The organism is Rhodococcus sp. 14-2470-1b (assembly GCF_002259415.1).
In the GTDB taxonomy this organism is placed as follows: Bacteria; Actinomycetota; Actinomycetes; order Mycobacteriales; family Mycobacteriaceae; genus Rhodococcoides.
The window spans coordinates 157,676-182,957 of sequence record NZ_NPFY01000001.1 but is presented as its reverse complement, the minus strand read 5'-3'; the positions used below and the strand labels follow the sequence as shown (position 1 = coordinate 182,957).

Sequence of the window (25,282 nt, the reverse complement as noted above, 5' to 3'; positions counted from 1 at the left end):
TGGGGGCTTTCGACTACAAAGAGTTCGTGAGGGGAACTGATACATGCTGACAACAATCGTGATCGCGGCGATCGTCGCGCTGATCGTCTTCGTCGTGCTGCCGACGGTGTACGTCAAGAACTACATCAAGGTTCCGCCCAACGAGGTCGCGGTGTTCACCGGTCGAGGCAAGCCCAAGGTGGTGCGCGGTGGTGCCCGCTTCAAGGTGCCGGGCATCGAACGCGTGGACATCATGTCCCTGGAACCGTTCAACATCAGCATCAACCTGCAGAACGCACTGTCCAACGACGGTGTCCCGGTCAACGTGGAAGCAGTGGGCCTGGTGCGTATCGGCTCGGCCGACGAAGCGGTTCAGACTGCGGTGCAACGCTTCCTGACGTCCGACCTGACGGAACTGCAGCGTCAGATCAACGACATTCTCGCCGGTAGCTTGCGAGGTATCACCGCGACGATGACCGTCGAGGATCTGAACTCCAACCGTGACACGTTGGCGCGCAGTGTCATCGACGAGGCCGGGAACGATCTCGCGCGCATCGGCATGGAAGTCGACGTCATCAAGATCGCCGGGATTTCCGACAAGAACGGCTATCTCGAATCTCTCGGACAGCGTCGTATCGCCGAGGTCAAGCGTGACGCAGCGGTCGGAACTGCGGATGCCGAGCGCGACGCCCAGATTCGTTCGGCCAAGGCACGTCAGGAAGGTTCGGTGGCGCAGGCCGAAGCCGACACGGCCATCGCGACCGCGAATCAGCGTCGTGACGTCGAGTTGGCACGCCTCCGTGCGCAGACCGAAGCGGAGAACGCCGAGGCGGACCAGGCTGGCCCGCTCGCGCAGGCCACCGCGGCGAAAGCAGTCGGCATTGCGCGGGAACAGGCCGAAGCCGCACGGGTCGAGGCACGTACCGAGGTGGAACGGCGTCGCTCGCAGCAGTCGGAAGCGGCACTGCAGGCGGACGTCATCGCGCCCGCCGAAGCCGAACGTCAGGCCGCGATCGCGAGGGCCGAAGGTGAGCGTCGAGCTGCAATTCTGCGTGCGGAAGCACAAGCCGAATCGGCGCGTCAGTCAGGAGCGGCACAAGCGGATTCGCGCAAACTCGTCGCAGATGCCGTGCGGTCCGAGCAGCAGGCAGACGCCGACGGTCTGCGGGCGAAACTGGAAGCAGAGGCAGAAGGCCGCAAGGTGGCGGCGGATGCATTGCGCGCCGAGCAGCAAGCAGAGGCCGACGGTCTGCGGGCCAAGCTGGAAGCGGAAGCGGCTGGTAAGCGTCAGATCGCCGAGGCGCTCAATTCCTACACGCCGCAAGCAGCCCGGTTGCTCACGCTCCCGGACGTGCTGGCTGCGCTCGTCGAGGCGACGGCGGCAGCAGCGAAGCCGGTGGGCGACATCGACCGCATCTCGATCATCGGCGGCGCCGACGGCGCGAAGGGATCCATCGGTTCAGTGCTCGGCATCAGCCCGCAGGTCATCGCAGGCGTGATCGAGACGCTGGAAAGTTCGGGCGTGAACGTCACCGGTCTGCTCAACAACCTCGACGGCAAGAACAATTCGGCAGGAAGCGACGACCTGGACGAGGACAAGGCCACCTCGAACGGGGTGGCGCACTCCGAACCGATCAGCTGACACGACGAAGGGCCCCACGGACTTCACTGCCGTGGGGCCCTTCGCGTGGTGACTCGGTGCAGCTGCAGCGGCTCAGGGCCTGCCGGTGAAGTAGTCGAACGCGGCCGACTGCAGCGGGTAACCTCCGGTGTTGATCAGGCCGATCACTCCACCTGCGGCGGCGCCGACGAGGACACCGGGGATGCACCCGACGAACACGCCGACGACGCAGCCGATGACAAGTCCGATGCCGGCACCGATGGCGGCGCTGACCCCGGCGCCGAACGATGCCTTGTTCAGTTCGTCGAGAAAGCGTGCCTGCGAGTTGACGTCGGTGACGGGCAGGACCGACCGAGCCACCGGGGTGGCGAGCGCTGGATCCGTTGCGGGCGTGAGCGTCAATTCGCGGTCGTCGACTCCGATGAGAGGCGCGATGGAGAACTCCTGTTCACCGACCCGGTAGGCGAGCGGGATCGTCGCGACGGACGTGCCGGCGGCGTCGAGGACCTCGACGGTCTCCGATGTCGCGTCGAGTCGGAAGGATCCGGTGTCGAGGATCGTCGTCACGGCCTTGCCGTCCTCGGTGGTGGTGGTGCTGTAGGCGATGCCCTGATCGGTGCCCGTCACCAGTGGTGCAGGCTCCGCATGCGCAGTGCCCGTGGCGACCGCCAGCGCAGAGACGGCGATGACAGCTGTCACCGTTGTTCGTGCAAGTCGAGCGAACTTCATGAGACTCCCCGTGGTCCGAAGTGAACGATCCCCCTGAGGTCGACGACGGCGTCGGCCCGGATCGACGTGAGTACCCTAGCGGAATACGGGCGTTTCCGGCAGTGAGGATGTTCAGCGGAGGAACGGCGGTGCAGCAGTGGTGGAACGGAAGAAACCAGGGGTGACGTTCGAGTCCTTCGTGGACCGACAGATCCGCGAGGCGCAGGAGCGCGGCGAGTTCGAGAATCTCGAGGGGGCGGGTAAACCGTTGCCCAGTTCGGCTCACGACGATCTGTGGTGGGTGAAAGGGTTTCTGAAGCGGGAGAACCTGTCGACGGACGCATTGCTGCCCGAGTCTCTGCAGTTGCGCAAGGAGATCGAGAAACTTCCGACCACGTTGATCGAGCTGCGTGAGGAGTCGTCGGTTCGAGAAGCGTTGCAGGACCTCAATGCGCGTGTCGTGGCGTGGATCCGTATGCCATCGCCGCCGCTGGTGCCGATCGGCCCGGTCGACGTCGAGGACTGGGTGACGCAGTGGAAGCGCAACCGGGCCGCGGCGGATGCCGAGGCACGCGAGGCATTGTCGTCGCGGACGGCGAGCGGCCCCGGCAGATCTACCGTACCGAGGAGTGGGCGCGTGAGCTGGTGGGTTCGGCTGCTCCACCGACGAGATCGATGACCTCGTCGACGGATGTCGCGGTGGTTGTTCGGGTCTTGGTACGCCCGCGGAGGTCGTGGGCGCGTACACGACGGGGAAGTAGTCCGTCGGCGGGATTGACGGGGTGGTGCCGCCGGAGTCTGCGCAACGTCTGCTTCGGTGCGGGCGTGTGATCTCCGATGTCGACGACGGTGACGGTCGATCCGAAGTTCAGTCGCGCGTAGTCGGCTGCGTTGGCGACGGCGTCGTCGAATTCCGCGGCAGTGACGCGTCCTCGCGGCCCCGTGCTGAGCCCGTGACCTGGTAGGTCGAGCAGGACGGTGGTGATGCCGGCGTGGGCGAGTTCCTGGGCGACAGGTGTCAGATAGCGGGCATGCAGTCCAGGGCGCACGGGCACGACAACCGTCGGTCCCTGTGCCGAGCCTCGGTGCAGTTCGATGTGAAGCCGACCCGAGGTCGTTGTGATCGACACGTGCTCACCGCCGACGGTGCCGACGAACCTCGATGCCGGTTCCAGTGCTGCCTCGCAGGCGTTCTGGCTGGTCAGGGCGTGCTCGGCGCCCAGAATCGGCTTGCCCTGCAACAGGACCATGACGGCGGCGCACTCGCGTGAGGTGAGAGTGGGTGTCCAGCCAGTCTTCTCGCTCAGCGCAGTGGAGTCCACGACGGGCTCGCCCGCAGTGACCCACTGACCAGAGAACGGGGTGAGTCCGAGTCGGAATGCGAGATTCGCAGCCGCCACGGCAGGTTTCTCGGGCACGTCGAACAGGATCTGGCCCTGCATACGCGCAAGTTCGCGGACCGGCGTCCAGTCGCGTGGGCCCACGTTGTAGGGGCCGATCAGGTCCTGCTTGGCGGCGCGGTGGAAGGCGTCGGCCAGGTCGTTCTGGTGCAGGAACTGGTAGCTGGCCCGGTCCGCCTGTGGGAATGCACCGACCCGGCCGGTGAACTGATCGATGCCGTCGTTGGCGAAGTCGGGACCGATGATGTACGTCGGTCGCAACATGGATACAGCCATCTCGCCGGGGTGGCGGCGGAGCCACCACTCCGCGTAGTGCTCCACCTCTGCTTTGTCGTGGAAGTAATACCTGTCGGGATCGCCGGCGGGGTAGTGACTTTCGTCGAGGGGCTTGTCGTGAATGTCCGCACCGTACGCATTGATGCTCGAGGTGATCACGAGCCTGCCCACCCCTGCGGCGTACGCGGAATCGAGAACGTTCCGTGAGCCACGTTGGTTGATGTCGTGTGTCTCGGTCTTGTCGCGTAATTCTTCGACGACGAAGGCCAGATGGATGACGACGTCGCAGCCTCGAAAAACTTCTTCGAGTCGGGGTGACCGTATGTCGGCACGTACCGATTCGAGTTTGGAATGCTGCATTCGGAGCGGACGCCGGGCGATCCCGACCACGGAGTCGACGTCGTCGTCGGCGAGCAGGGAAGGCAGGATCGCTGCGGCGAAATCGCTCGTTGCGCCCGTGACGGCGATGCGAAGGGTCACGAGGGCAACTCCGCGACCGTCTCCGCGATGGTGGCGATGGCGGTTCGGATCTGTTCGTCGGTGTGGGAGGCCATCACGCAGAGTCGGAGCAGCGCACCGTTGCGGGGGACCGCCGGATGTAGGGCCGCCGAGGTGAAGACACCCTTGTCGAACAGTTGACGCCACAGATTCATTGCGGTGAGGTCGTCCCCGATGTGCAGCGAGACGATCGGTGACGCGGTGTCTCCTCCCGGTATCGGGGACCTGGCGCCGACGTCGAGTCCTTCGGCAGCGAGTCCACTGCGCAAGGATTCGGCGTGTTCCAACACCCGACGCGCTCGCTGACGGCCTTCCTCGCTCCTGATGAGCTTGATCGACGCGAGGGACGCGCCGACTGCGGCGGGCACGCCCGATGTCGTGAACAGGAATGCTCTCGCATGTATTCGAAGACTGTCGAGGAGGTCGTGGGATCCTGCGATGAAGCCCCCGGTGGAGCTGGGGCTCTTGGACAGAGACGCCATTCTGATGTCGGTGTCGCCTGCCGTGCCGAACAATTCCGCCGCGCCGGTGAGGCTTTCGCCGTAGATGCCGAGGCTGTGGGCCTCGTCGACCATCAGCGCAGCACCGTACTTCGTGCACAGTGCTGTCACCTGGTCCAGAGGCGCCAGGTCACCTTCCATCGAGTACAGGCCGTCGACGATGACCAGGACGGCACCGTCGCCGACGACAGGCCCCTGCAATTGGAGTTCGAGGTCGGCCATGTCGTTGTGAGCGAATTTGCGAATGGTTGCTCCGGACAGTTGACTTCCGTCGCGGATGGACGCATGTGCGGCAGAGTCGACCACGATCACGTCGCCCTTACCCACGACGGCGGCGATCGTTCCGAGGTTCGTCTGGTAACCGGTGGTGAACACCATCGCGTCCTCGGTGCCGTGCCATTCCTTGATCTCGTTCTCGAGCTCCAGGTGAATGTCCATGGTGCCGTTGAGCAGTCGACTGCCGGTGATGGCGGAGCCGAAGGTGTCGAGTGCGTCCTGCGCGCCCTGCGTGATGTCCGGGTGGTCGGCGAGCCCCAGGTAATTGTTGGAGCCCAGCATGATCTTGTCCTTGCCTTCCACCTGGACGATGGGTGCGGTGGCGGACTCCATGACGCGGAAGTACGGGCTCACGTCGGATTCGCGCACGGCGCGAAGGAGGTCGACTCGGTCGTCGCCGTCGAGTCGTTTGATCAATCGGTTGACGGTCATCGCTGCAGGTTCTCCTGACACAGGGTGGGTTTGGAGTCGGTCGTCGAACGATGGTCGCGAATTGTGATTCGGCTCCATGGGATGGGCAGGATTGGTTCGAATCAAACAAATTTTCATTACTCCAGGTGGGAGGCCATAACAAACTCGTCGCCCAGTTTCGAAAAGGAGGGAAGTTTACCTACTCTTGGATGTTTTGCCTGGTAGAACGGTGGGTAGTGAGCACGAGGTTGCGAATTCGATTCACCTTTGTCTGCCATGCGAATTTCAAATTGTTAGGGAGAGTCATGACTGCATTGATGGTTCGAGAACGCGAAATTCTGGAACAATACATTCCGGGTTTACTGGATTATCTGGACCGCACGCCACTGAAAGACCTCGAAAGCAGGGACGGCGAAGCAATCGCCAAATTCAAGGAGTTCGGCGGCACCTCGCTCATCGTTCCCACGGAGCTGGGCGGTAGCGGCGCCTCCGCGCTCGACGCCGTGCGCGCACAGCGGGCGATCGGATCGAGATCGCCGTCGCTCGGAGCGGCGACGACCATGCACCATCTGTCGATCGCGTCGCTCAACGAGTTCGCCACGGGAGCCAGCGAAGAAGATCGTGCGCTGATGAAATCGCTCATCGAGCAGAAGGCCGTGATCGCGTCGGGGTTCTCGGAAGGCACCCCGGGGGGCAGCGTCTTCATTCCCACGATGAAGGCGAAGCGTGTCGGCGACGTGTACGTGATCAACGGAAGCAAGAAGCCCTGCAGCCTGTCCGGTTCGATGGATCTGTTGACGGCCAGCGTCGAGGTCGAAGGTGTCGGCGCGAAGGACGGCGAACGCGCAGTTGCCTTGATCCCCGCGTCGCTCGACGGAGTGTCCGTCACGAAGTTCTGGGAGACACCGTTCCTCGAAGGCTCGCAGAGCGACGAGGTCGTTCTCCGCGATGTCGAGGTACCGGCGGACCTGGTGCTACTCAACAGCGACGACGACCCGGACGGCGTCCACGAGATGACCGGGTACCTGTGGTTCGGAATGTTGATCAGCGCCAACTACCTCGGCGCTGCGACGATGCTGCTGGAGAAGATGCTTGCGCAGGACAAAGGTGACTACGAGGGTTACACCCGAGCTGCGGCGGAGATCGAGAACAGCATCGCGGCTATCGAGAGCGTGGCACGTGCCGTCGACGACGGTGAACGGGGCCAGGACATCTCCGCGCGACTGCTGTTCTGCCGCATAGCTATTCGAGATGCGCTGGTTCGGGCGAGTTCGACAGCGATGGAATCCCTCGGCGGAATCGGATTCATCACCTCGCCCGACATCGGGTACCTCGCAGCTGCGTTGCAGGCCTACGCGTTTCACCCGCCGTCCAGGCGGTCCATCTCCGAGACCCTCGCGAAGTACCACGGTGGTGACGAGTTCGCGTTCGTCAAGTAGTCCCGGAGTGATCGAGTCGAGGAGGGTCGCGGACGATCAGTCGCGGCCTTCTTCCTCGTCCAGTCGATCCTGGCCTCGGTTGCGGAAGAATTTGAACCCGGGTATGCCGATCACTGCGCGACGGACATCCTTTGTCACGCCGAGCAATTCGTGGATCTCCGGTGCGACGGAATCGAGGGTTGCCAGGATGGGTATGACCGCTTCCATGTGCTCGACGAGTCCGGGGAGTTGGTCGACCATGGCGATGGCCGCATCGACCTCGTTCTCGTCGAGGTGGTCGACGAATTTCTTCGCGAACGGCGCGGAGCGCTGCGCTATCGGGTCGAACAGTTCGACCAGCTGCAGTGCGGTCACCGACGCCTTGGATGCGGAATCGACCACACCTTCCGCCGAGCGGGTGGTCGTCGCAGCCTCGGCGACGACGAGCTCGGCAGCGTCGACGACGGCGTCGATTCGGGCCATCAGCGCTGTCACCTCGTCGAGAAGCGCCTCGATGCGGCCGGGAAGCCCGAGTGCGAAGACAGCTGTGTCCCGGGTCCACCGCACCCCGTATCGCACTACGTCGAGTCCGATCCTCGCAGCGACGAGGCCGCCGGCAGGATCGGGAAGCCGCACGCCTGCGAGCACCAACGCCATGTGTCAAACAATGCCACACCGCGTTCGTCCACCGACGCACACCGCGGCCGACAATGCGGCGCCGAGCACACCTTCGGCACAACTGTCGCGAGCCGGTTAGCCTTGGCGAGCATGAGAGTTCTCGTGACGGGGGCAAGTGGGTACATCGGTTCGCGTCTGGTCGCCGCGTTGCTCGACGACGGCGACACCGTCGTGGCTGCGTCTCGTCGGCCGGAAAGCCTCGATCGCTTCGACTGGCGAGCCGAGGTGGAGACGGTGGCGCTCGATGCGGGTGACACGAGCTCGCTGGCCGACGCCTTCGACGCCGCCGGCGACATCGATACCGCGTACTACCTGGTGCACGCCATCGGCCAGGAAGACTACCGAGCCCAGGACCTGCGTTCGGCGGGGCAGTTCGCCGAAGCGGCGGCAGCGGCCGGTGTGAGGAGAATCGTCTATCTCGGCGGTTTCGCTCCGGAAGGCGAAGCGCTGTCCGAGCACCTCGGAAGCCGCGCCGATGTCGGCGAAGCACTCGACGTCGACGGCGTGGAGGTGGTGTGGCTCAAGGCCGCGATCGTCCTCGGCGCAGGCTCGACGTCCTACGAGATGCTGCGCTATCTCGCCGATCGCCTGCTGGTGTTGCCGCTACCGAGCTGGCTGAATCGGCCCGTGCAGCCCATCGCCGTCGACGACGTCCTGTTCTACCTGTTGGCTTCCAGGCAGGAGGTGCCCGCGGGCGCATACGACATCGGCGGGCCCGACGTGGTGCCCTACCGAGACCTGCTGTTCGCCTACGTCGACGCGGCCGGCCTGACGCGGATCGGCGTGTCCGCTCCCGGCGTCCCCACCGGCCTCGCAGGTCGTGTCATCGGGAAGATCATCCCCGTGCCCGATGCCCTGGCCGAGGACCTCGTTCATTCCCTTCACAACACGATGACGGCGACCGAAAGTCGGATCGTCGATCTCGTGGGGGAGAAGGAGGGCGGTCGGACCACTATCGACGAAGCAATGCGTCGCAGTGTTCTCGGCACCGTCGGTGAGCCGCCGGGAGTTCGTGCGTCCAAGGATCCGCTCCGGCTCGCACACACCGACGCGGTCTGGAGCGGCGGCGACGCAATCGGAATCCGCCGCTACGGCGTCGCAGCGTCGTCCGACGAGACGTGGAGCCTGCTCGAAGCCCTCGGTGCACGCAAAATGCTGTACTCGTGGCCGGTGGCAGCGGTGGTGCGCACCAACCTCGACGTCGTCGGCGGTGTTTCGGAACGCGCGAGATCGGTGATACGACGCGTGCGCGGGGGATCGAACGACGAACACGGCGGGGACGAGGAGGCTTGATGGCGACGTGGCAGACCACGGTGGTCGACGTGATGAAGTCCGCGCTCGTGGACAAGGTCGACCGTGATCACCGGCAGTCCGATCGCGCTTTCCTTCGCCGACGCATCGTCGTCGGCGTCACACTCGTCGTCGGAGCAGTTCTTCTCGGTGTGTCTCTGTCGGTGAGCCCGGGGGACAACGCCTTCTACCCGCTGACGATCGCGCTGGCGGCAACGTGGATCATCGGCGGATTCGTCTCCGGCCCGCTCCACCTCGGACGCATCACGTTCAACGGCTCCATGCGTCGGCCGATCATCACACCGATACTCATCGGCCTTGCTGCCGGCGGTGTGTTCGTCGTCGGTGGGCTCGTCGTTCGCCAGATTCCGCCTCTCGCGGACTTCGTCGCCAACGTGCTGGCGCACGCAACGATGGGGTCGATGGGTCTGATCGTGTTCATCACGCTTCTCAACGGTGTAGCCGAGGAGATTTTCTTCCGAGGCGCACTTTTCGCTGCGATCGGACGCCGCAAGCCGGTTCTGATCTCGACGCTCGTCTACACGGTCGTCACCCTCGCCAGCGGCAACCCGATGCTCGCGTTCGCCGCTATCACCCTCGGATTCGTGCTGGCGCTCCAGCGCCGGTCCTCCGGCGGCATCCTGGCGCCGATGCTGACTCACGTCGCTTGGTCGACGGTGATGGTGTTCGCTCTACCCCCACTCTTCGTCTGACCGCTACCGTCCGCTCCTGCCGGCTGGGTCACTCCGCAGGGTCTGGAGTAGTTCGGCTTTGATCCGGGGCCGTCCCGCGCCGACGAGAGTGAACGTAGCCTCCCGCATCAGACGCTCCGGCGTGCCGTGCCCGACGATTGCTCCCGAACCGGTGGCGGTCACCAGCGCCGCCGCCGCCCGCATCGCCAGTTCCGACGCTTCCGCCCGCGCCGCGAACATGTCGTACCTGCCGGCGAGGGCGTCGTCGAACGCAGCGCGGCGCCGGGAATGGGACAGACGAAACGACGAGGTATCGGTTCCGATGTCGTCCATCTGAGTGATGGCGCGCCGAGCAACACCCATTGCCATGCACCCGTTGAGGTACGACCCGTAAATCTGTCCGGACTGAAATTCCTCGTCCGTCACGACGGACACGACCTGAGAATCGTGCACCTCGACGCCGTCGAACAGCAACCGGACCGTGTTGCTCGCGTCGACGGCGATCAGCGTCAGGCGTTCGACCTCGATACCGGCCGCATCCGTGGCGGGGATGACGAGGTGCACGATGGAATCGTCGAACTCGTCGCGCGCGGAGACCTGAAGGATGTCGACTATGCCCCATCCCGTGACGAACGGCGCGTGTCCGTCCAGCACGTAGCCGGTGTCGGTTCGGCGCGCATACAGCTTGGGCGGCCGAGGTGTCGCGCCTGCGAAGGCAACACCCGCCTTGATGGATCCATCGATCACGCCGTCGAGATACCGCGTGCGCAACGACGTGTTGCTCGTGTGCGAGAGCGACATGACGACGCCGTTGTGCTGCATCCAGGTGAAGGTGGTTGCCAGGCAACCGGCGCAGAGGGTTTCGACGACGAGCGGCAATTCGTCCGGCCCCAGCGGTTCACCGCGGTCGGATGCGAGCCCGTAGAAGCCCTCCGCCGCCAAGATGTCGAAATGGCTGGAGGGGATCTCACCGTCGACGTCGACGGAGTCGGCGGCAGGGAACAGTACCGAATCGGCGAGTTCTCGAGCACGTTCCGGCCAGGACGACACGGACACATCCTAGCTCGCTCCCGGTGCGGATTTCCTGTAGTCCACTCCGCCGAAACCGGGCGTTCTGGGCTACATTGCGCAGGTGAGTGAAAACCTCGACCGGATCGACCGGTTGATCATCGACGAACTCGTCGCAGACGGCCGCGCGACCCTTGCGACTCTGGCCGAGAAGGCAAGCCTGTCGGTGTCGGCGGTGCAATCGCGTGTGCGCCGTCTGGAATCGAGACGAGTCATTCGTGGCTACACCGCACAGGTCGACTCGGAAGCGTTGGGGCGACCGCTGTCTGCGTTCGTTGCGATCACCCCCATCGATCCGGCGCAGCCCGACGACGCGCCTGCCCGCCTCCGGCACATCACCGCCATCGAGTCGTGTCACTCGGTCGCCGGTGAGGAAAGCTACGTCCTGTTGGTGCGAACCTCGTCACCGCGTGCACTCGAACATCTGCTTCAGGACATTCGAGCGACCGCGAACGTTCGTACCCGCAGCACCATAATTCTGCAGACGTTCTACGACCGATGACGCGGTCGGGAGTGCGCAAGGTTGTCTCCGCCGTCCTGTCGTACGGAGTGGTCGGACTGGTGATGTGGCTCCTCTACCGGACCGTCGGTAACTCCGGTGCAGTGTCCGACGCCATCGGATCCATCTCCCTCACCCACGTTCTCGTCGTCTCCGGTCTCGGTCTCGTCTACCTCGCATCGATGTTCAAGCCCATGACCTACACTCTCCCGGGGCTCGACCTGCCGCGTGCCGGGGTAGCGCGAACCGCGTCGTCGGCGCTCGCCAACACTGTCCCCGAAGGTGGCACCGTCGCAACGGGATTGACGTTTGCGATGTATCGATCGTGGGGGTTCACGCTCGCCGCGAGCACTACCTCGATTCTCGCCGTGGGGTTGTGGACCAACCTTTCGCGCTACGGAGTCATGGCGATCGCGCTCGTCGTACTCGTCGTGTTCGGCTCGGTGTCCGGGTCGGTGGTGTGGATTGCCGTCGGCGCGTGCGTGGTCGTGACGGCCATCTGCGCATCGATCGGATGCATCCTGACGAGCGATCGATTTGCTCGTGCCCTCGGCCGGCTGCTCACACGGATGCGCGGTGCCATAGCCAAGCGCATCACCAGAATCCAGGCTCGGGACATGGAGGAGCAGATCGCGCACTTCCGCGCCGACCTACTCGCCGAAGTTCGGACGTCCTGGAGGTCGCTGACGGCCACGATGGTACTGACGCAGGTGCTCGGCGCGACAGTGCTCGGTGTGTCGGTTCGGATGGCCGGTCTAGAGCACGACGACATCGGGTGGGACAGAATCTTCGTGGCGTTCGGGGCGATGTCGCTCGCAGCGTTCGTTGCCCCGACGCCGGGTGGCCTCGGCGTCGCCGAGGCCGCGTTGATCGCCGTGCTCGGGGTCGGGTTGTCCACCGGTCAGCAGGCGGAACTCGTTGCGGCCGTGTTGGTGTTCCGATTCGCGACGTGGTTCCTTCCCATTCCCATCGGCCTTGTCTCCTACCTCTACTGGCGGCTGACGACGAACTGGAAGGTCTTCCAGACGCCCCGTTCTCAGCCGTCGAGTGAGCGCCAGACCCGATCCGAGGAGAGCGGAAGGGCATGAAGCCGTGATCCGATCGCATCCTTGATTGCATTCGCCAGCGCCGGGGCGACCGGGTTGTACGGTGATTCGCTCATCGACTTGGCGCCGAACGGGCCGAGCTGGTCGTACGTGTCGGCGAAGTACACCTCGGTCGGAGGGATGTCGGCGAATTGCGGGACGTGGTAGCTGCGAATGGAATCGGTGACGACCGTGCCCGCCCCGTCGGTCTGGATCTCCTCGTACAACGCCGAACCGATGCCCTGAGCCACGCCGCCTTCGACCTGGCCACGGCACTGTTGGGGATTCATGACGGTGCCTGCGTCGGCGCTCTGGATCGATTGCAGGATGCGGACGGTGCCGGTGCTCTCCTCGACTGCGACGCGGAAGGCGTGGACGTTGAACGCCAACGAGCGGGGGACGCCGCCACTGTCACCCGACGCCGTCAGTGTCCCGCCCGCTGCGGCGAGGACACCGGACAAGGACATGAAGCGATCCGCGCAGTGCACACCCTCCGGCCCGAGGATGCATGTCTTCGGCGCGACGCCGAACGCCGACGCAGCAACGTCGCTGATGCGTTCGGAGAGGAGCCTGACCGCTGCCAGGAGCGCTTTGCCCGCCACGACGGTCCCGGCCGATCCGAAGGCACCCGTGTCGTATGTCGCGGAATCGGTGTCGGACTGCCGGACGACGATCCGGTCGGGAGACGTGGCGAGTTCCGTCGCGGCGATCTGCGTGTGCACCGTAGTCGTCCCATTGCCGAACTCTGCTGTGCCGATGCCGATCTCGTAAGTTCCGTCGTGACCGAGCGATACGGTGACCTCCGCGAAGTGTCCACGCGGCGGGATTGTTGCGATCATCGCGATCGCCATTCCCTCGCCGACCTTCCATCCCGGTGGAGCTCCGACACCGTTGCCCTCCCTCAACGCGCGCTCGGCGAGGTCGAGACACTGGTCCAGGCCGTAGCTTCCGAACATCAGATCGTCTCCCTCGACATGCGCGGCCACGAGGGGATCACCCGGCACCACGACGTTGCGGCGTCGGAACTCGAAGGGATCGATGTCCAGCTCGCGTGCCAGATCGTCGATGGCGGACTCGACCGCGAAGATCACCTGGCCCAGCCCGTACCCACGAAACGCGCCGGACGGAATGTTGTTGGTGTACACGGACTTCGCGTCGACACGCTTGTTGGCGCATCGATAGACGGCGACCGATTCTCCGCACCCGTGGAACATGACGCCGGGGGAGTGGTTTCCGTAGGCCCCTGCGTCGGTCATCACGTCGACCGCCAGCGCGGTCAGGACGCCGTCGGCCGTGCCTGCCACCGTGACGTCGACCTGGAACGGGTGACGGCACGGTGAGACGGTGAACTCGTCGCCGCGGGTGAACTCGAACTGGACGGGCGAGCCCGTTCTCAACACTGCGAGTGCAACGATGTCCTCGGTCAGCAATTCCTGCTTCCCGCCGAATCCACCGCCGACGCGGGCGGTGAACACCCGGACGCGGTCGGGGCGAAGACCGAAGATCTCGCAGATTTCGTTGCGCACCAGGAACGGGACCTGCGTGCTCGTCCGCAATGTCAGGCGCCCGGCGTCGTCGATCCATCCGATCGTGCCGTGCGTCTCGAGATGAACGTGCTGGATTCGTTGTGTGGTGAATCGGCCGGTGACGACGGCATCGGCATCGGCGACGGCAGCGTCGACGTCGCCGATTCCACCGTGCAGTTCGGCAACGAGATTGCGCGACGGGTCCGCGATCCTCGACTCCTGCCCCTTGTCCGCATGCACGAGCGGCGCCCCGGGTAGCGAGGCTTCCTCAGGATCGAACACCGCTGGCAGGACCTCGTACTCCACCTCGAGCGCTCGGCACCCTGCCTCGGCATCGGCCAGGGTCTCTCCGACGACCACGGCGACGCGTTGCCCCTTGAAACGCATCACCGTGTCGATCACACGAGTGTCGTCCGGGTCGTCCGTCCGCTGCTCGTGACGGGCGGTGGAGAACAGCCGGTCCGGGCTGTCCGCGGAGGTCAAAACCAGTCTGACTCCGGGTAGCGCCTCGGCCGCCGACGTGTCGATCGATACCACTCGGGCGTGCGGATGTGGGCTGCCCAGAACACTGGCGTGCAGAAGCCCGGTCGGCGTGATGTCGAGTGTGTATTCCTCGGTTCCGGTGACGATTCGCGTCGCTGCAGGAGCAGACAGTGACCGACCCGACGACGGACCGTCGGTGACCTTCTCGGTGTTCACGACGCCGTGCACCGCGTCGGCGATGCTGCGATACCCGGTGCAGCGGCACAGGTTGCCCTTGAGCTTCTGCGCGAGATCGTCGCGGGGCAGATCCACTCCTTCGTCGAGCGTCGACGCCGTGACCACCATGCCCGCTGTGCAGAAACCGCATTGGAAGCCGCCCGCATCGACGAATCGTCGCTGGACAGGATGCAGGTCCTCGGGAGTGCCCAGCCCCGCGACGGTGGTCACTTGTCGATCGGCGGCACGAAACGCCGGGAAGATACAGGAATGCACCGGCACTCCGTCGACAAGCACCGAACAGGCGCCGCAATCCCCGGCGTCGCACCCCTTCTTGACCTCGAAATGCGCGTGATCACGCAACATGGTGCGCAGGCATTGTCCTGGGCGAGGGGAACATTCGGTGGGTGTTCCGTTGATGCCGACTAGCACGTCAGTTCCTCCAGAATCTCCGCAGCCGAGCCGATCGTGATGTGTCGACGCCAATCCGGCGCTCCGTGGGGGTCGTCGTACCAGGCAGTGTCGGGAATACTCGCGGCGAGAGTTCCTCTCAACTCGTCCTGGCTCGGCAGCCCGGGAAAGCGAAGTACGTACGGGCGTCTCGTCGCGGCCGTCACGCTGATGACGAACTGTTCGTCGGCATCGCGACGCCCGATGACCACCGTCGCGGAGCGTCCGAGCGGGGAGAGGGCGACTTTCCGGAAAGCGGTTGTCGCGGAAAGCGACTCGGCGGTGAAGCGAACGCTGCGCAGCACGTCGCCCACCCGCAGGGCGTTCTCGTGGGGCCCGGTCACCATGTCGACCACCGGGACGGTGTACTCGGAACCGTCGTCCGCCCAGACCGTCGCGACGCCGTCCAGAGCCGTCGCGAGTGAGATCATCGCACCCGCGGGCAGAGAGAGACAGATGTTGCCTCCGACGGTGGCGACCTTCCAGATCTTGAACGACGCCAGCAATGCTGTCGCACACTGGGCGAACAACCCGGTCGCCGGCCAGTCCCGCTCGACGCTCGCCGACGCAAGTGTCTCGATCGTGCAGGTCGCCGCGACGGTCAATCCGGCGTCGTTCACCACGAGCGGCGGCCAACCCAGACCGGTGATGTCGACCAGACGCGTCAGATGGTCCTGTTTCTCCGACATCAACCAGGTTCCACCGGCAATGACCGCAGTGTCGTCGCGGCCGGGAGGAACATCGGACCGCATGCGTGGAATCACCACGTCGGCAATCGTTCCCAGGTCCATCCGTCACCGCCTTCCTGTGCCGCAGGAGCGGAGCCTGCGTGACCTGATGCGAACTCTAGTGAACATCTGTTACGACGGCGGCGTACTGATGCGATACGACCGAAACGCGACCGAAACACTCCGCGGATATTGTCCGTTCCTACAAAGCCGGGGAACATCGGAGGTGAACATGCAGGTCAAAGACCTGCTCGCGGTTCCGGAGTTCGGCATCCGCATGCTGACCACGGACACGGCGGCGTACGAGCGAACCGTCAAATGGACGTTCACGACCGATCTACCGGACCCGTCTCGCTACATCGCGGGCGGCGAGTTGGTCATCACCGGACTCGTGTGGCGCCGAGCGCCCGAGGATTCGGACGCGTTCGTTCGGGCAGTGTTCGACTCGGGCGCTGTGGCATTGGCCGCCGGCGAGGGGTTGCTCGGCCACGTTCCGGTCGACCTCGTCGACGCGTGCGAGCGGCACGGACTTCCACTGCTCGCCGTACCGGCATCGGTGTCGTTCGGCGATCTGACGGAGTTCCTCGTCGACCGGGTGTCGGGCGACAGGATTGCCGCGTTGAACACCTCGCTCATGCGACAACGGCAGCTCCTGACGGCTGTCGCCGACGGCCGTGCCCTCGACGAGCTGGCCGTCCACACCACACGCGAGACCGGAATGCAGTGCTCGATCTTCACCGCGACCGGGCGTCGACTCGTCGTCGAAGCGACCCCCTTCTCCGACGAGGACGTCGATGCGCTGACCCGCTGCGCCCTGTCCGCCGACAGCCTGCCCGCGACGGTCACCCTCGCAGGAGGCCGCGTCCACAGCATCTTCGGTGTCGGTGCGGCGCTGTCCACCAGAGCAATGCGCTGGTTTCTCGCCGTCTCCGGTGACTACCGGACCTTCGGGCCGGCGATCTCCGACGCCTTCGGCCAGCTCGCGTCGATCGCCGCTCTCGATCGCGCTCGCAGGGAGGAAGGCCGCCTCGTGCGACGCGAAATCGCCGACCAGGCCGTGCGATTGCTGGAAGAGGACTGGTCCACATCCGAGACGCTCGTACGGCTTCGCCAAGCCGGCGTCGATCCCGAACAACCACTCGTCGTGATCAGTGCGGTCTTCGTCGGTCGAGGTGACATGCACGAACTGCTCAGGACCGTTCTGTCGGACACTCTGACGTCCTTCGGCGGTGGATGCGTCGGTGGCGGCAGCCGCGGTGACATCGTCGGGATCGTGACAACCAAAGCCGTCGACATCGTGCCCGTTCTGCGGACGAGACTGCGCAGGCTGGCTGCGGGGATCGGGAGGAGCAGGCTCGTGGTCGGCGTCAGTTCCGAGGTGACGGGCTCGGCACTCGAAGGAGCGATTCATTCCGCTCGTCACGCGTCGGACGTGGCGAGGGCGAGTGAGAAACAGGTCGCTGTCGTCGCCGCGGGCGATCTGGACTCGGCGGTGTCGCTGGTGTCGATTCTTCCCGACCGTGTCCGACGCGAGTACGCCGAGCGTGTCCTCGGTCCGGTGCTGCGCTACGACGGCGACTCGGGACTTCTCGACACCCTGCGCGAATTCCTGGCCCAGGGCGGGTCGTGGAACAAGACAGCCGATGTGCTTCACGTCCATCTCAACACCGTCCGCTACCGGATCAAGCGTGTAGAAGAACTGCTCGGCCGCGATATGGGGTCCACGGTGGACCGCGTCGACGTCTACCTGGCACTGCAATCGGTGGCACCGCCGCACACCTAGAATCGTCCCCATGGCTTTCACGGGGATTCCTTTCGCCGCTCTCGACTTCTACGAGGACCTGGAAGCGGACAACAGCAAAGTGTGGTGGAACGCCCACAAGGACGTCTACCAGCGCTCGGTGAAAGAACCGATGACGGCGCTACTTGCCGAACTCGAGTCCGAGTTCGGTCCTGCGAAGATGTTCAGGCCGTACCGCGACGTCCGATTCTCGAAGGACAAGACTCCCTACAAAGCGCACCAGGGTGCGTTCGTCGCGCGGGGCTCGGCCCTGGGGTATTACGTCCAGATCGACCCGGCCGGGCTCTTCGTCGCGGGCGGCTTCTACCACGCGGACGCCGACGGAATCGCCCGGTTCCGCGGCGCCGTCGACACCGAGGTGCGCGGGACCGAACTCGAGAGCATCGTCGCCGCGATGCAGAAAGCAGGCTTCGAGATCGGCGGCGATCAGCTCAAGACCAAACCCAGAGGGTACGACGCCGACCACCCGCGGATCGATCTGCTCCGCCACAAGACCCTGACCGTCAGCAGGCATTTCGGTTCGCCGGCCTGGCTCGAAACACCGAAAGCCGCTGCACGGGTCCGTGAGTCGTGGCGGAAGATGGCCCCTCTCGTCGAGTGGGCCGAGCAGGTTCTGCAGTAGCTACCGGTGCTCAGCCGACCACCGAATAGGTGCGCCACGCACTGCCGGCGTCCGGGGCGTCCTCGCGCTCGACGGTCGCCTGGATCAAACCGTAGGGTCGATCGTCGGCGTTGAACACCTCGTTGTCGTTGGGGACACCGAAACGTGCTGTGTCGTACAGGAAATGATGCTTGTTCGGTGCCGACATCCGAATCTCTGCGATGAACGGATACTTCTGCAGTACCGCCTCACCCATCGCGTACAACGTCTGCTGCAGTGCAAGCGACTGCAGATTGGCGAAACGCTCGATCATCGCAGCCTTCACGCCCGCGTGGACTCCGTCCCAGTCCACGTCGGTGCGAGTGTAGCGCCACTGTGCGGTGAGAGACGTCGCCATCACCCGGTCGTGGGTCGGTTCGAGCACGGTCAGCTCGTCCTCCAGGAAGCCCGCGAACTCCGACCCGGTGGACTTGAGGATGATCAGTTCCTTGAAACCGCTGACGACCCAGGTCTTCTGGTGTTCGCCCTTGCCTTCGACGGTCACCGCGGACGTGCGGATCTCCTCACCCTTGCGTGTCCACGTGTGGTTGTGCTCGGCTCCGTCGACGACCACCCGCTGCCAGGCGTACTCCTCGAGCTCGATGCGGGCGCCCTCTACCGGCTCGACATCGTCGACGTAATGCCGGGCGAGGTCGAGCCCGTAACTTTCGATGTGCAACAGGCCCTTGGCCTTGGCGTACGTGTACGCCGTCTGCTTCTGCGTGTCCGTCGGTAGAACGTTCGACTGATCGCCGACGAGGTGAGCGGGTGAGAAGTCGCCGCGCAGCGCACTCGAAACGTTGATGTCGTGGATCTCGTGTCGCGGAGTGTCGCGGTAGATCCGTACGACTCGGTTCTCGGCTTTACCGTATTGGTTGGCCCCGAGGACGATCTTGCCGTTCAGGTCGGTCATCTCAGCTCCCGCGATAGGTGGAATAGGCGAACGGGGACAACAACAATGGAACGTGGTGGTGCGCATCCGGGTCGGTCACAGCGAACGAGATCGACACCTCCGGATAGAACGTCGCCGTGCCGTGGACGTCGAAGTAGCTGCCGGTGTCGAAAGACAGACGGTAGGTGCCGGCATCGAGCGGTCCGGGCACCAGTTCCGGCACCCGTCCGTCGGCGTCGGTGGCGGCTGTCGCGATCTGTCCGTCCACCGGATGGAACAGCGCGACTCGTATCCCGACTGCGGGAGTCCCGGCGACCGCGTCGAGAACGTGCGTGCTGATCCCGCTCACTGCTGCGGCCCCAGTACACGATTGAGCCGAATTCTGTTGATCTTGGCCAGTTCCACGCGCAGCACCCGTCGCTCGGTTTCGGGGTCGTTCCCCAATCTCTCTTCGAGGATAGCGAGCAACTCCGTCGCCGACCGTCCGGTGGCGCACACCAGGTACACGTGCCCGAACTGCGCCTCGTACTTGCGATTGGCCTCGGCGAGCTCGGCCAGTACATCCGATCCTGCACTCTGCACAGCCGCCTGTTCGCGCTGAGAGGAGCTGTTGTCCGCCCGCCCGCCGATCCTGGGGTGGCCGTCGAGCGCCTGGTCGATCTCCGCTTCCGGGAGCTCGGCGAGCACTCGATCGGCACGGTCCAGCAGTTGATCTCGGGACGAGAACGGCCGAGACCCGGCGACCCGTCGAGCCCAGATCGACGACGAGCAGCACTCGAACAGAGCGTGCATCGCCTGTCGGTCCGACAGTTCGTTGAACCCGTCCAGACCTATCCATTCGTGTAACAACGCATCTCGCTATCTGTGCTCGGTCAGCCGACCGAAGCGGGCGGCGGCGATGGGGTTGGCGTCGGCGACCAGGTCGTCGAAGCGATAGTTCGCGATCTTGGCGATCTCGATCATCGCGAACGATCGCTCGGCCGCGACTGCATTCTCCATGCGCGACCACCCGTTGGCGAGAACTCTGTCGTAGCGTTCGGTCTCCCTGGCGCAGATCACGAGCGGAAATCCGAAGTGTTGCCGGTACTCCGCCGCAAGTTGGACGATGCTGTCGTGCTCGTCTTCCTCCAGATTGGACAGTCCGACGTGATCTGCCGCGTGCAGCGTTCCCGTCGCATCCTCGCTGCCGAGGTCGGGGTAACTGTTGATCAGCTCCACCTGCTCCTCCGTCGTCCCGGCCAGCAAGGATTCCTGGAACGCCTCCCGCAGGCTGTGCGCGTCGGCGAACGGTGCCTGCTGGTACGCGCGCTCGACCACCCACGGGGTGCCCTGGACCAAACCGCCGAACGTCGAGGCGAATTCGTCGGGAGTCATCGCGTTGACCTTGTCCAGGGTGATTCCCTTGCCCGGTCCACCTGCCACGGCCTGGCCGCGACTGCCGAGATGGAAGAACAACACGTTCAACACGATCGCCGTGACGGCTCCGAGGACGATACCGCTGCCGAAGAGCATCTCGAGCCATGCAGGCACGCCCTGGGACACCGTCGGTTGGATCGTCACCAACATCGCGAGGCCCAGGCTGGTTGCCACGATGATCAAATTGCGATGGTCGGTGAAATCGACCTTGGACAGCGTCTGGATTCCCACGACGGCAACCGTCGCGAACAGAGCCAGCGCCGCACCGCCGAGCACGGGCGGCGGGATCGACGCGACGACCGCGGCGGTTTTCGGCAGTAGCCCCAGCAGAATCATGATTGCGCCCGCCGCCGCCACGACCCACCGGCTCCGAACTCCGGTGAGACGCACCAGTCCGACGTTCTCCGAGAACGCGGTGTAGGGGAACGAGTTGAACGTCCCGCCGATCACCGTCGCCACGCCGTCCGCGCGCAGGGTTGCCGCTATGTCGTCCTTTTTGATCCGCTTCCCGACGATTTCGCCGGTGGCATAGACACTTCCGGTGGTTTTGACGGCAATGATCAGCATGACGACGATCATCGAGATGATCGCGATGACGCTGAACTTCGGAGCGCCGAACAGGAACGGCTGCGTGAAGCCCACCCACGATGCGTCACCGGTGCCGTCGAAGCTCATGTCTCCCAGAACGAACGCGACGGCGCTTCCGATCACCAAACCGAGCAACACCGCGATGGTCGCCATGAATCCTTTGAAGAAGCGCTGGATCAGCACGATGATCAACAGGGTGCCGATGGCGTACGCCATCCATCGTCCGTTCGTCGGATCCTGCTCGTGCGTGGCGGGATTGGTCACCGCGTCGTTGACGGCGACGGGGAGCAGTGCGACGCCGATGATGGTGATCACCGTCCCGGTCACGACGGGCGGGAAGAACCTCAGAAGCTTGCTGAAGTACGGCGCCATGAAGAACGTGACGAGCCCCGCGACGATGACGGCTCCGTAGACGTACAGCAACCCCTCGGTGCCGCCGCCGTTCGCCATCGCTATCGCGATCACCGGTGACACTCCGGCGAACGTCACGCCCTGCAGAAGTGGGAGGCGCACGCCGATCTTCCAGAACCCCACGGACTGGATGATCGACGCGATTCCGCACGTGAACAGGTCGGCGTTGATCAGGTGAATCAACTGTTCGTTGGTCAGTCCGATCGCGCTGCCGATGATGATCGGCACCAGCACGGCGCCCGCATAGAACGCGACCACATGCTGGAAGCCGTACGCGGCGAGTTTGGGGACGGGCAACACTTCGTCGACAGGATGAACACGGCGACGCTTGATCGGTAGAACGGACATGTGGGCACCTCGCGGTAGCGAACAGATATCGAAGTCCTGCCACGCTGCAGGAGAAGTGATAACAGAATCCGCCATCGCAGGAGATGCCGCGAGTCGAGCGGGCACAATAATGATCGGCCGTCCGGCCGCAGTCGTTGTGCGAATGTCCAAACGGAGGGTGCGCGGTGGTTCCAGATGCAGTCGGGGTGCTGCTGGCCGCAGGTGCAGGACACCGATACGGCTCGCCCAAGGTCCTCGCCCACGACGGCGACTGGCTGGCCGCGGCCGTACAGGCATTGATGGACGGAGGTTGTGCCGACGTGGTGGTCGTTCTCGGTGCCGCCGACGCCGACGTCCCCGCACCCGCTCGCGCCGTGTTCGCAGCCGACTGGCAGGAAGGCATGAGCGCGTCACTGAAGGCCGGTCTCGCCGCCGCAGGCGACGCAGAATTCGCCGTCGTCCACGTGGTGGACACCCCCGACGTCGGCGCGGAGGTGGTGCGCGCCGTCCTGGCAGCAGCAGACGCCACCGGACTCGCACGGGCAGTGTTCGACGGATCTCCCGGTCACCCGGTGGTGTTCGGACGCGAGCACTGGGCCGCAGTCGCCGCCGGCGCAACGGGGGACAAGGGAGCCCGAGAATTTCTCCGCAACCGCGACGACGTCATCGCCGTCGAATGCTCGCGCTGGGCAACCGGTGTGGATCACGACTATCGATGACTTCGTACCGGGTTGTCAACGAGAACACGAGGTCCGCGTGTGGACGTCGGGACGACTGAAGGAAGTCGCTTCTCAGGGGTTTCGCTGCTGATAAACGTCAGGAATCCCGTCCTGGTCGTCATCTCGCGTCTCGTCCTCGTGAATCTTCCGGTACACCGTGTTGCGCGCTCGAAGGAGGGCCGAGGCCAGCAGGGCCGCCATGATCGATCCTGCGAGCACACCGATCTTGACGTGGTCGTCGCGTTCGGTGCCTGGTCCGAAGGCGAGGTCGCCGATCAGCAGCGACACGGTGAATCCGATGCCGGCAAGCATGGAGATTCCCACGACGTCCACCCACCTGACGGTGCTGTCCAGCGATGCTCTGGTGAGTTTCGAGAGCAGGAAGGTGACGCCGAAAATCCCGACGGTCTTGCCGATCACCAGGCCTGCAATGATTCCGAGTGCGACGGGGTCGGTGATCGCGCTGGTCAGTCCGCTGAAACCGCCGACAGTCACGCCTGCCGCGCAGAAAGCGAACACAGGAACAGCGACGCCGGCGGAGAGAGGGCGAATGCGGTGTTCGAAGTGTTCGGCCAGTCCGGGGCCGGCATCGGGTCCGCCTGCCGCACGGCTTCGAACCACGGGGACCGCGAACCCCAGTAGTACTCCTGCGACGGTGGCGTGGATGCCCGACTCGTGTACCAACACCCACGTGACGACTGCGAGCGGGATGAGGATCCACCACGATCGTATTCGTTTCTGAACGGCGATCGTGAACAGACCGAGAGGGATCACAGCGAGAGCGAGCGCTACGAAGTTCACCTCGTCCGTGTAGAAGATCGCGATGACGGTGATCGCGAGTAAGTCGTCGACAACGGCGAGAGTAAGAAGGAACGTCCTCAGTGCAGTGGGTAGATGGGTCCCGATCACGGCGAGAATGGCCACAGCAAATGCGATGTCGGTCGCTGTGGGAATGGCCCATCCCTGCAGCGCGCCGTCACCGGTGTTGCGGTTGACGAGCACGAAAATCAGTGCGGGAACTATCATTCCGCCGACCGCGGCCGCGATGGGAAGCGCTGCGCGCTTCGGATCGCGGAGGTCGCCCGCGACGAACTCGCGTTTGAGTTCGAGGCCGACGACGAAGAAGAAGATCGCGAGCAGTCCGTCGGCTGCCCACGTCGAGACGGTGAGATTCAGATGAACCGAGGACGGCCCGATCGTGAAGTTCATCAAGGTTCGGTAACTGTCGGACAACGGCGAGTTCGCCCAGACGAGTGCCGCGACGGCAGCGACGAGTAGTAGAACTCCGCCTACCGTTTCTTTGCGGAGTACTGCGGCGATACGACTGGCTTCGGACCACGAACCGCGGGAGAACAGTGTTCGCGGTGTCGGAGATGTCGGCATGATGGCCTTTCGCAACGTCGTCACCCACAGCAGCGGGGCAACGACTTTCGGGCATGGTCAATTCATGCCGACCAGACTTCCCGGCGCACCGAGGGACAACTCTAGCGGGGTTGGTTGCAGACGTGTAATCGAGCGATTCTCGATCTGTTCAGCATCCCAGCGCCGAAGCCAGTTCGACGATCGACGAAACGCTATGAGTCCAGTCCGACTCCGCCGTCAGATCCGTCGACTGAGAAGGTCCGTGCTCGGTGGGGCGGGCGATGAAGGCGGTCTGGAATCCGCATGCACGCGCCGCGTCGAGGTCACTGTTGTGCGCGGCGACCATCATGCAGTGCTCCGGTGGGACACCGAGGAGGTCGGCTGTGCGGAGGTATGCCTCGGGGCTCGGCTTGTAGGCGCGCACCGGCTCGGCGCCGAGAATCGCGTCCCACGGCAATCCGGCGTTCTTCGCCATGTCCAACAGCAGCGAGATGTTGCCGTTGGAGAGGGGAGCGATGACGAACTGCGACTTCAACCGCTCGAGTCCGGAGACCGAGTCCGGCCACGGTGTCAGTCGATGCCATGCACTGTTCAACTCCGCAACGGCCTCGGCGGGCAAACGCACGCCGAACTCGTCGAGCACCGTCCGCAGGCTTTCGAGGTGAAGCACGTCGAGACGGACGAACTCCCGTGCACCGGACCGGACTTCCTCCATCGACGGTTGGTAGAGACTGCGCCAACGGTCGGCGAACGCGTAGGAGTCGACGCCCTTGGGCACTGCGTGCGCACACTGAGCCGCAACGCTGGTTCTCCAATCGACGACCGTGCCGAAGACGTCGAAGAGAAGTACTTTCGCCGTCACCGATCGCGCCGCCTGGAGCGATCGCCACCGAACAGCAGGGCACCGGTCAGAGGAATGAGTAGGAAGAACAACCAGCTGTTGGACACCGGCACCACGAAGAACAGGATCAGCGCGACTATCGGTGCGGCTGCCAGGGTGGCTTTGCGCCAGTCCCAACCATCCACCACCGCCGGGGCTGCCGGTTCTACGGCGGGTTCCGCCGACTTCGAGATATCCAGTGGCCGAGACGCCGTCGGTGCCAGCGAGGGGGTGGGGAGATCGGTGAAAACAGAATCCAACTCGCCACGCGTTGTCGCCGCCGTCACCACTGCGCTGCGCTCGTCGAACTCGGGGAGAGTGAGGCGCCCGTCGCTCAGGTGCTGACTCAGGTTGGAGAGCGCCTGCTCGCGTTCGGCGGTACCAATGCGAACGTCCGGGTTGTCGGCCATGACAGACAGACTAACCCGGACGTCGCTTTCTTTC

24 protein-coding genes are annotated in these 25,282 nt (G+C 64.5%); 10 read left to right on the top strand and 14 right to left on the bottom strand.

The window, feature by feature from the left end; all coding sequences use genetic code 11:
* Positions 1–43 precede the first annotated feature (43 nt).
* On the top strand, positions 44–1,621 hold the full coding sequence (locus tag CH293_RS00865) for a flotillin family protein (RefSeq protein ID WP_037111223.1): 1,578 nt from the start codon (positions 44–46) through the stop codon (positions 1,619–1,621).
* 72 nt (positions 1,622–1,693) lie between these two features.
* Here CH293_RS00865 and CH293_RS00860 read toward each other — a convergent pair whose 3' ends face one another.
* Positions 1,694–2,329, bottom strand: a complete 636-nt coding sequence (locus CH293_RS00860; protein WP_037111222.1) for a hypothetical protein — start codon at positions 2,327–2,329, stop codon at positions 1,694–1,696.
* 139 nt (positions 2,330–2,468) lie between these two features.
* Between CH293_RS00860 and CH293_RS00855 the strand changes: the two genes are divergently transcribed.
* A complete protein-coding gene (locus tag CH293_RS00855; RefSeq protein WP_255122641.1) occupies positions 2,469–2,987 on the top strand; it encodes a DUF1992 domain-containing protein in 519 nt (172 codons plus the stop codon).
* Here the strand turns inward: CH293_RS00855 and CH293_RS00850 are convergent.
* Both CH293_RS00850 and CH293_RS00845 read right to left on the bottom strand, forming a co-directional pair.
* Positions 2,923–4,464 carry an NAD-dependent epimerase/dehydratase family protein gene (locus CH293_RS00850; RefSeq protein WP_094719080.1) on the bottom strand — a complete coding sequence of 514 codons (1,542 nt, stop codon included), beginning with the start codon at positions 4,462–4,464 and terminating at the stop codon, positions 2,923–2,925. The two genes, CH293_RS00855 and CH293_RS00850, sit on opposite strands and share 65 nt — an antisense overlap.
* Positions 4,461–5,690, bottom strand: coding sequence for a pyridoxal phosphate-dependent aminotransferase family protein (locus CH293_RS00845; RefSeq protein ID WP_170945119.1), 1,230 nt, complete (start codon positions 5,688–5,690; stop codon positions 4,461–4,463). The genes CH293_RS00850 and CH293_RS00845 overlap by 4 nt, the downstream gene beginning before the upstream one ends.
* A 284-nt stretch (positions 5,691–5,974) precedes the next feature.
* On the opposite strand from CH293_RS00845, the gene CH293_RS00840 reads away from it, so the two are divergent.
* Positions 5,975–7,108, top strand: a complete 1,134-nt coding sequence (locus CH293_RS00840) for an acyl-CoA dehydrogenase family protein (protein ID WP_037142780.1) — start codon at positions 5,975–5,977, stop codon at positions 7,106–7,108.
* Between the two features lie 36 nt (positions 7,109–7,144).
* Here the strand turns inward: CH293_RS00840 and CH293_RS00835 are convergent, their stop codons facing one another.
* Positions 7,145–7,744: a hypothetical protein gene (locus CH293_RS00835; protein WP_019666178.1), complete on the bottom strand. Its 600-nt coding sequence runs from the start codon at positions 7,742–7,744 to the stop codon at positions 7,145–7,147.
* A 111-nt stretch (positions 7,745–7,855) separates the two neighbouring features.
* Between CH293_RS00835 and CH293_RS00830 the strand changes: the two genes are divergently transcribed.
* The gene (locus CH293_RS00830) at positions 7,856–9,058 is read left to right on the top strand and encodes an NAD(P)H-binding protein (protein ID WP_037111215.1); all 1,203 of its coding nucleotides are present in this window, start codon (positions 7,856–7,858) and stop codon (positions 9,056–9,058) included.
* Positions 9,058–9,768, top strand: a complete 711-nt coding sequence (locus CH293_RS00825) for a CPBP family intramembrane glutamic endopeptidase (protein ID WP_094626504.1) — start codon at positions 9,058–9,060, stop codon at positions 9,766–9,768. The genes CH293_RS00830 and CH293_RS00825 overlap by 1 nt, the downstream gene beginning before the upstream one ends.
* A 3-nt stretch (positions 9,769–9,771) precedes the next feature.
* Here the strand turns inward: CH293_RS00825 and CH293_RS00820 are convergent, their stop codons facing one another.
* Positions 9,772–10,803, bottom strand: a complete 1,032-nt coding sequence (locus CH293_RS00820) for an acyl-CoA dehydrogenase family protein (protein ID WP_094719078.1) — start codon at positions 10,801–10,803, stop codon at positions 9,772–9,774.
* A gap of 76 nt (positions 10,804–10,879) precedes the next feature.
* Between CH293_RS00820 and CH293_RS00815 the strand changes: the two genes are divergently transcribed.
* Together CH293_RS00815 and CH293_RS00810 are read left to right on the top strand one after the other, a co-directional pair.
* Complete coding sequence (locus CH293_RS00815) at positions 10,880–11,317, top strand: Lrp/AsnC family transcriptional regulator (protein WP_037111212.1); 438 nt, start codon at positions 10,880–10,882, stop codon at positions 11,315–11,317.
* Positions 11,314–12,402, top strand: coding sequence for a lysylphosphatidylglycerol synthase domain-containing protein (locus CH293_RS00810; RefSeq protein ID WP_037111211.1), 1,089 nt, complete (start codon positions 11,314–11,316; stop codon positions 12,400–12,402). Before CH293_RS00815 ends, CH293_RS00810 begins: the two co-directional genes overlap by 4 nt.
* On the opposite strand, the gene CH293_RS00805 is transcribed toward CH293_RS00810, so the two are convergent.
* Together CH293_RS00805 and CH293_RS00800 are read right to left on the bottom strand one after the other, a co-directional pair.
* Positions 12,351–15,056, bottom strand: coding sequence for a molybdopterin cofactor-binding domain-containing protein (locus CH293_RS00805; protein ID WP_094719077.1), 2,706 nt, complete (start codon positions 15,054–15,056; stop codon positions 12,351–12,353). The two genes, CH293_RS00810 and CH293_RS00805, sit on opposite strands and share 52 nt — an antisense overlap.
* Positions 15,050–15,865 (bottom strand): FAD binding domain-containing protein, encoded by an 816-nt coding sequence (locus CH293_RS00800; RefSeq protein ID WP_094719076.1) that lies wholly within the window; start codon positions 15,863–15,865, stop codon positions 15,050–15,052. Before CH293_RS00800 ends, CH293_RS00805 begins: the two co-directional genes overlap by 7 nt.
* A gap of 169 nt (positions 15,866–16,034) precedes the next feature.
* Here CH293_RS00800 and CH293_RS00795 point away from each other — a divergent pair, with 169 nt between their 5' ends.
* Both CH293_RS00795 and CH293_RS00790 read left to right on the top strand, forming a co-directional pair.
* On the top strand, positions 16,035–17,585 hold the full coding sequence (locus tag CH293_RS00795; RefSeq protein ID WP_255122640.1) for a PucR family transcriptional regulator: 1,551 nt from the start codon (positions 16,035–16,037) through the stop codon (positions 17,583–17,585).
* 10 nt (positions 17,586–17,595) lie between these two features.
* On the top strand, positions 17,596–18,225 hold the full coding sequence (locus tag CH293_RS00790; protein ID WP_094719075.1) for a DUF2461 domain-containing protein: 630 nt from the start codon (positions 17,596–17,598) through the stop codon (positions 18,223–18,225).
* 10 nt (positions 18,226–18,235) lie between these two features.
* Here the strand turns inward: CH293_RS00790 and pucL are convergent, their stop codons facing one another.
* Genes pucL through CH293_RS00770 form a run of 4 tightly spaced genes read right to left on the bottom strand, consistent with a single transcriptional unit; the run spans position 18,236 to position 21,898 of the window.
* A complete protein-coding gene (gene pucL / locus CH293_RS00785) occupies positions 18,236–19,156 on the bottom strand; it encodes a factor-independent urate hydroxylase (protein ID WP_037111204.1) in 921 nt (306 codons plus the stop codon).
* Position 19,157: 1 nt separating this feature from the next.
* Complete coding sequence (gene uraH, locus CH293_RS00780) at positions 19,158–19,484, bottom strand: hydroxyisourate hydrolase (RefSeq protein WP_037111203.1); 327 nt, start codon at positions 19,482–19,484, stop codon at positions 19,158–19,160.
* On the bottom strand, positions 19,481–19,984 hold the full coding sequence (uraD, locus tag CH293_RS00775; RefSeq protein WP_019666165.1) for a 2-oxo-4-hydroxy-4-carboxy-5-ureidoimidazoline decarboxylase: 504 nt from the start codon (positions 19,982–19,984) through the stop codon (positions 19,481–19,483). The genes uraH and uraD overlap by 4 nt, the downstream gene beginning before the upstream one ends.
* Positions 19,985–19,993: 9 nt before the next feature.
* On the bottom strand, positions 19,994–21,898 hold the full coding sequence (locus CH293_RS00770; protein ID WP_094719074.1) for a solute carrier family 23 protein: 1,905 nt from the start codon (positions 21,896–21,898) through the stop codon (positions 19,994–19,996).
* A 164-nt stretch (positions 21,899–22,062) separates the two neighbouring features.
* On the opposite strand from CH293_RS00770, the gene CH293_RS00765 reads away from it, so the two are divergent.
* Entirely contained in the window at positions 22,063–22,596 is a 534-nt protein-coding gene (locus CH293_RS00765; protein ID WP_037111201.1) for an NTP transferase domain-containing protein, read from the top strand.
* Between the two features lie 72 nt (positions 22,597–22,668).
* On the opposite strand, the gene nhaA is transcribed toward CH293_RS00765, so the two are convergent.
* The 3 genes from nhaA to CH293_RS00750 form a co-directional block, all read right to left on the bottom strand.
* Positions 22,669–23,979 carry a Na+/H+ antiporter NhaA gene (gene nhaA / locus CH293_RS00760; protein WP_094719106.1) on the bottom strand — a complete coding sequence of 437 codons (1,311 nt, stop codon included), beginning with the start codon at positions 23,977–23,979 and terminating at the stop codon, positions 22,669–22,671.
* Positions 23,980–24,127: 148 nt separating this feature from the next.
* Entirely contained in the window at positions 24,128–24,820 is a 693-nt protein-coding gene (locus CH293_RS00755) for a haloacid dehalogenase type II (RefSeq protein ID WP_094719073.1), read from the bottom strand.
* A complete protein-coding gene (locus CH293_RS00750) occupies positions 24,817–25,248 on the bottom strand; it encodes a DUF1707 domain-containing protein (protein ID WP_037111197.1) in 432 nt (143 codons plus the stop codon). Before CH293_RS00750 ends, CH293_RS00755 begins: the two co-directional genes overlap by 4 nt.
* Positions 25,249–25,282: the final 34 nt, after the last annotated feature.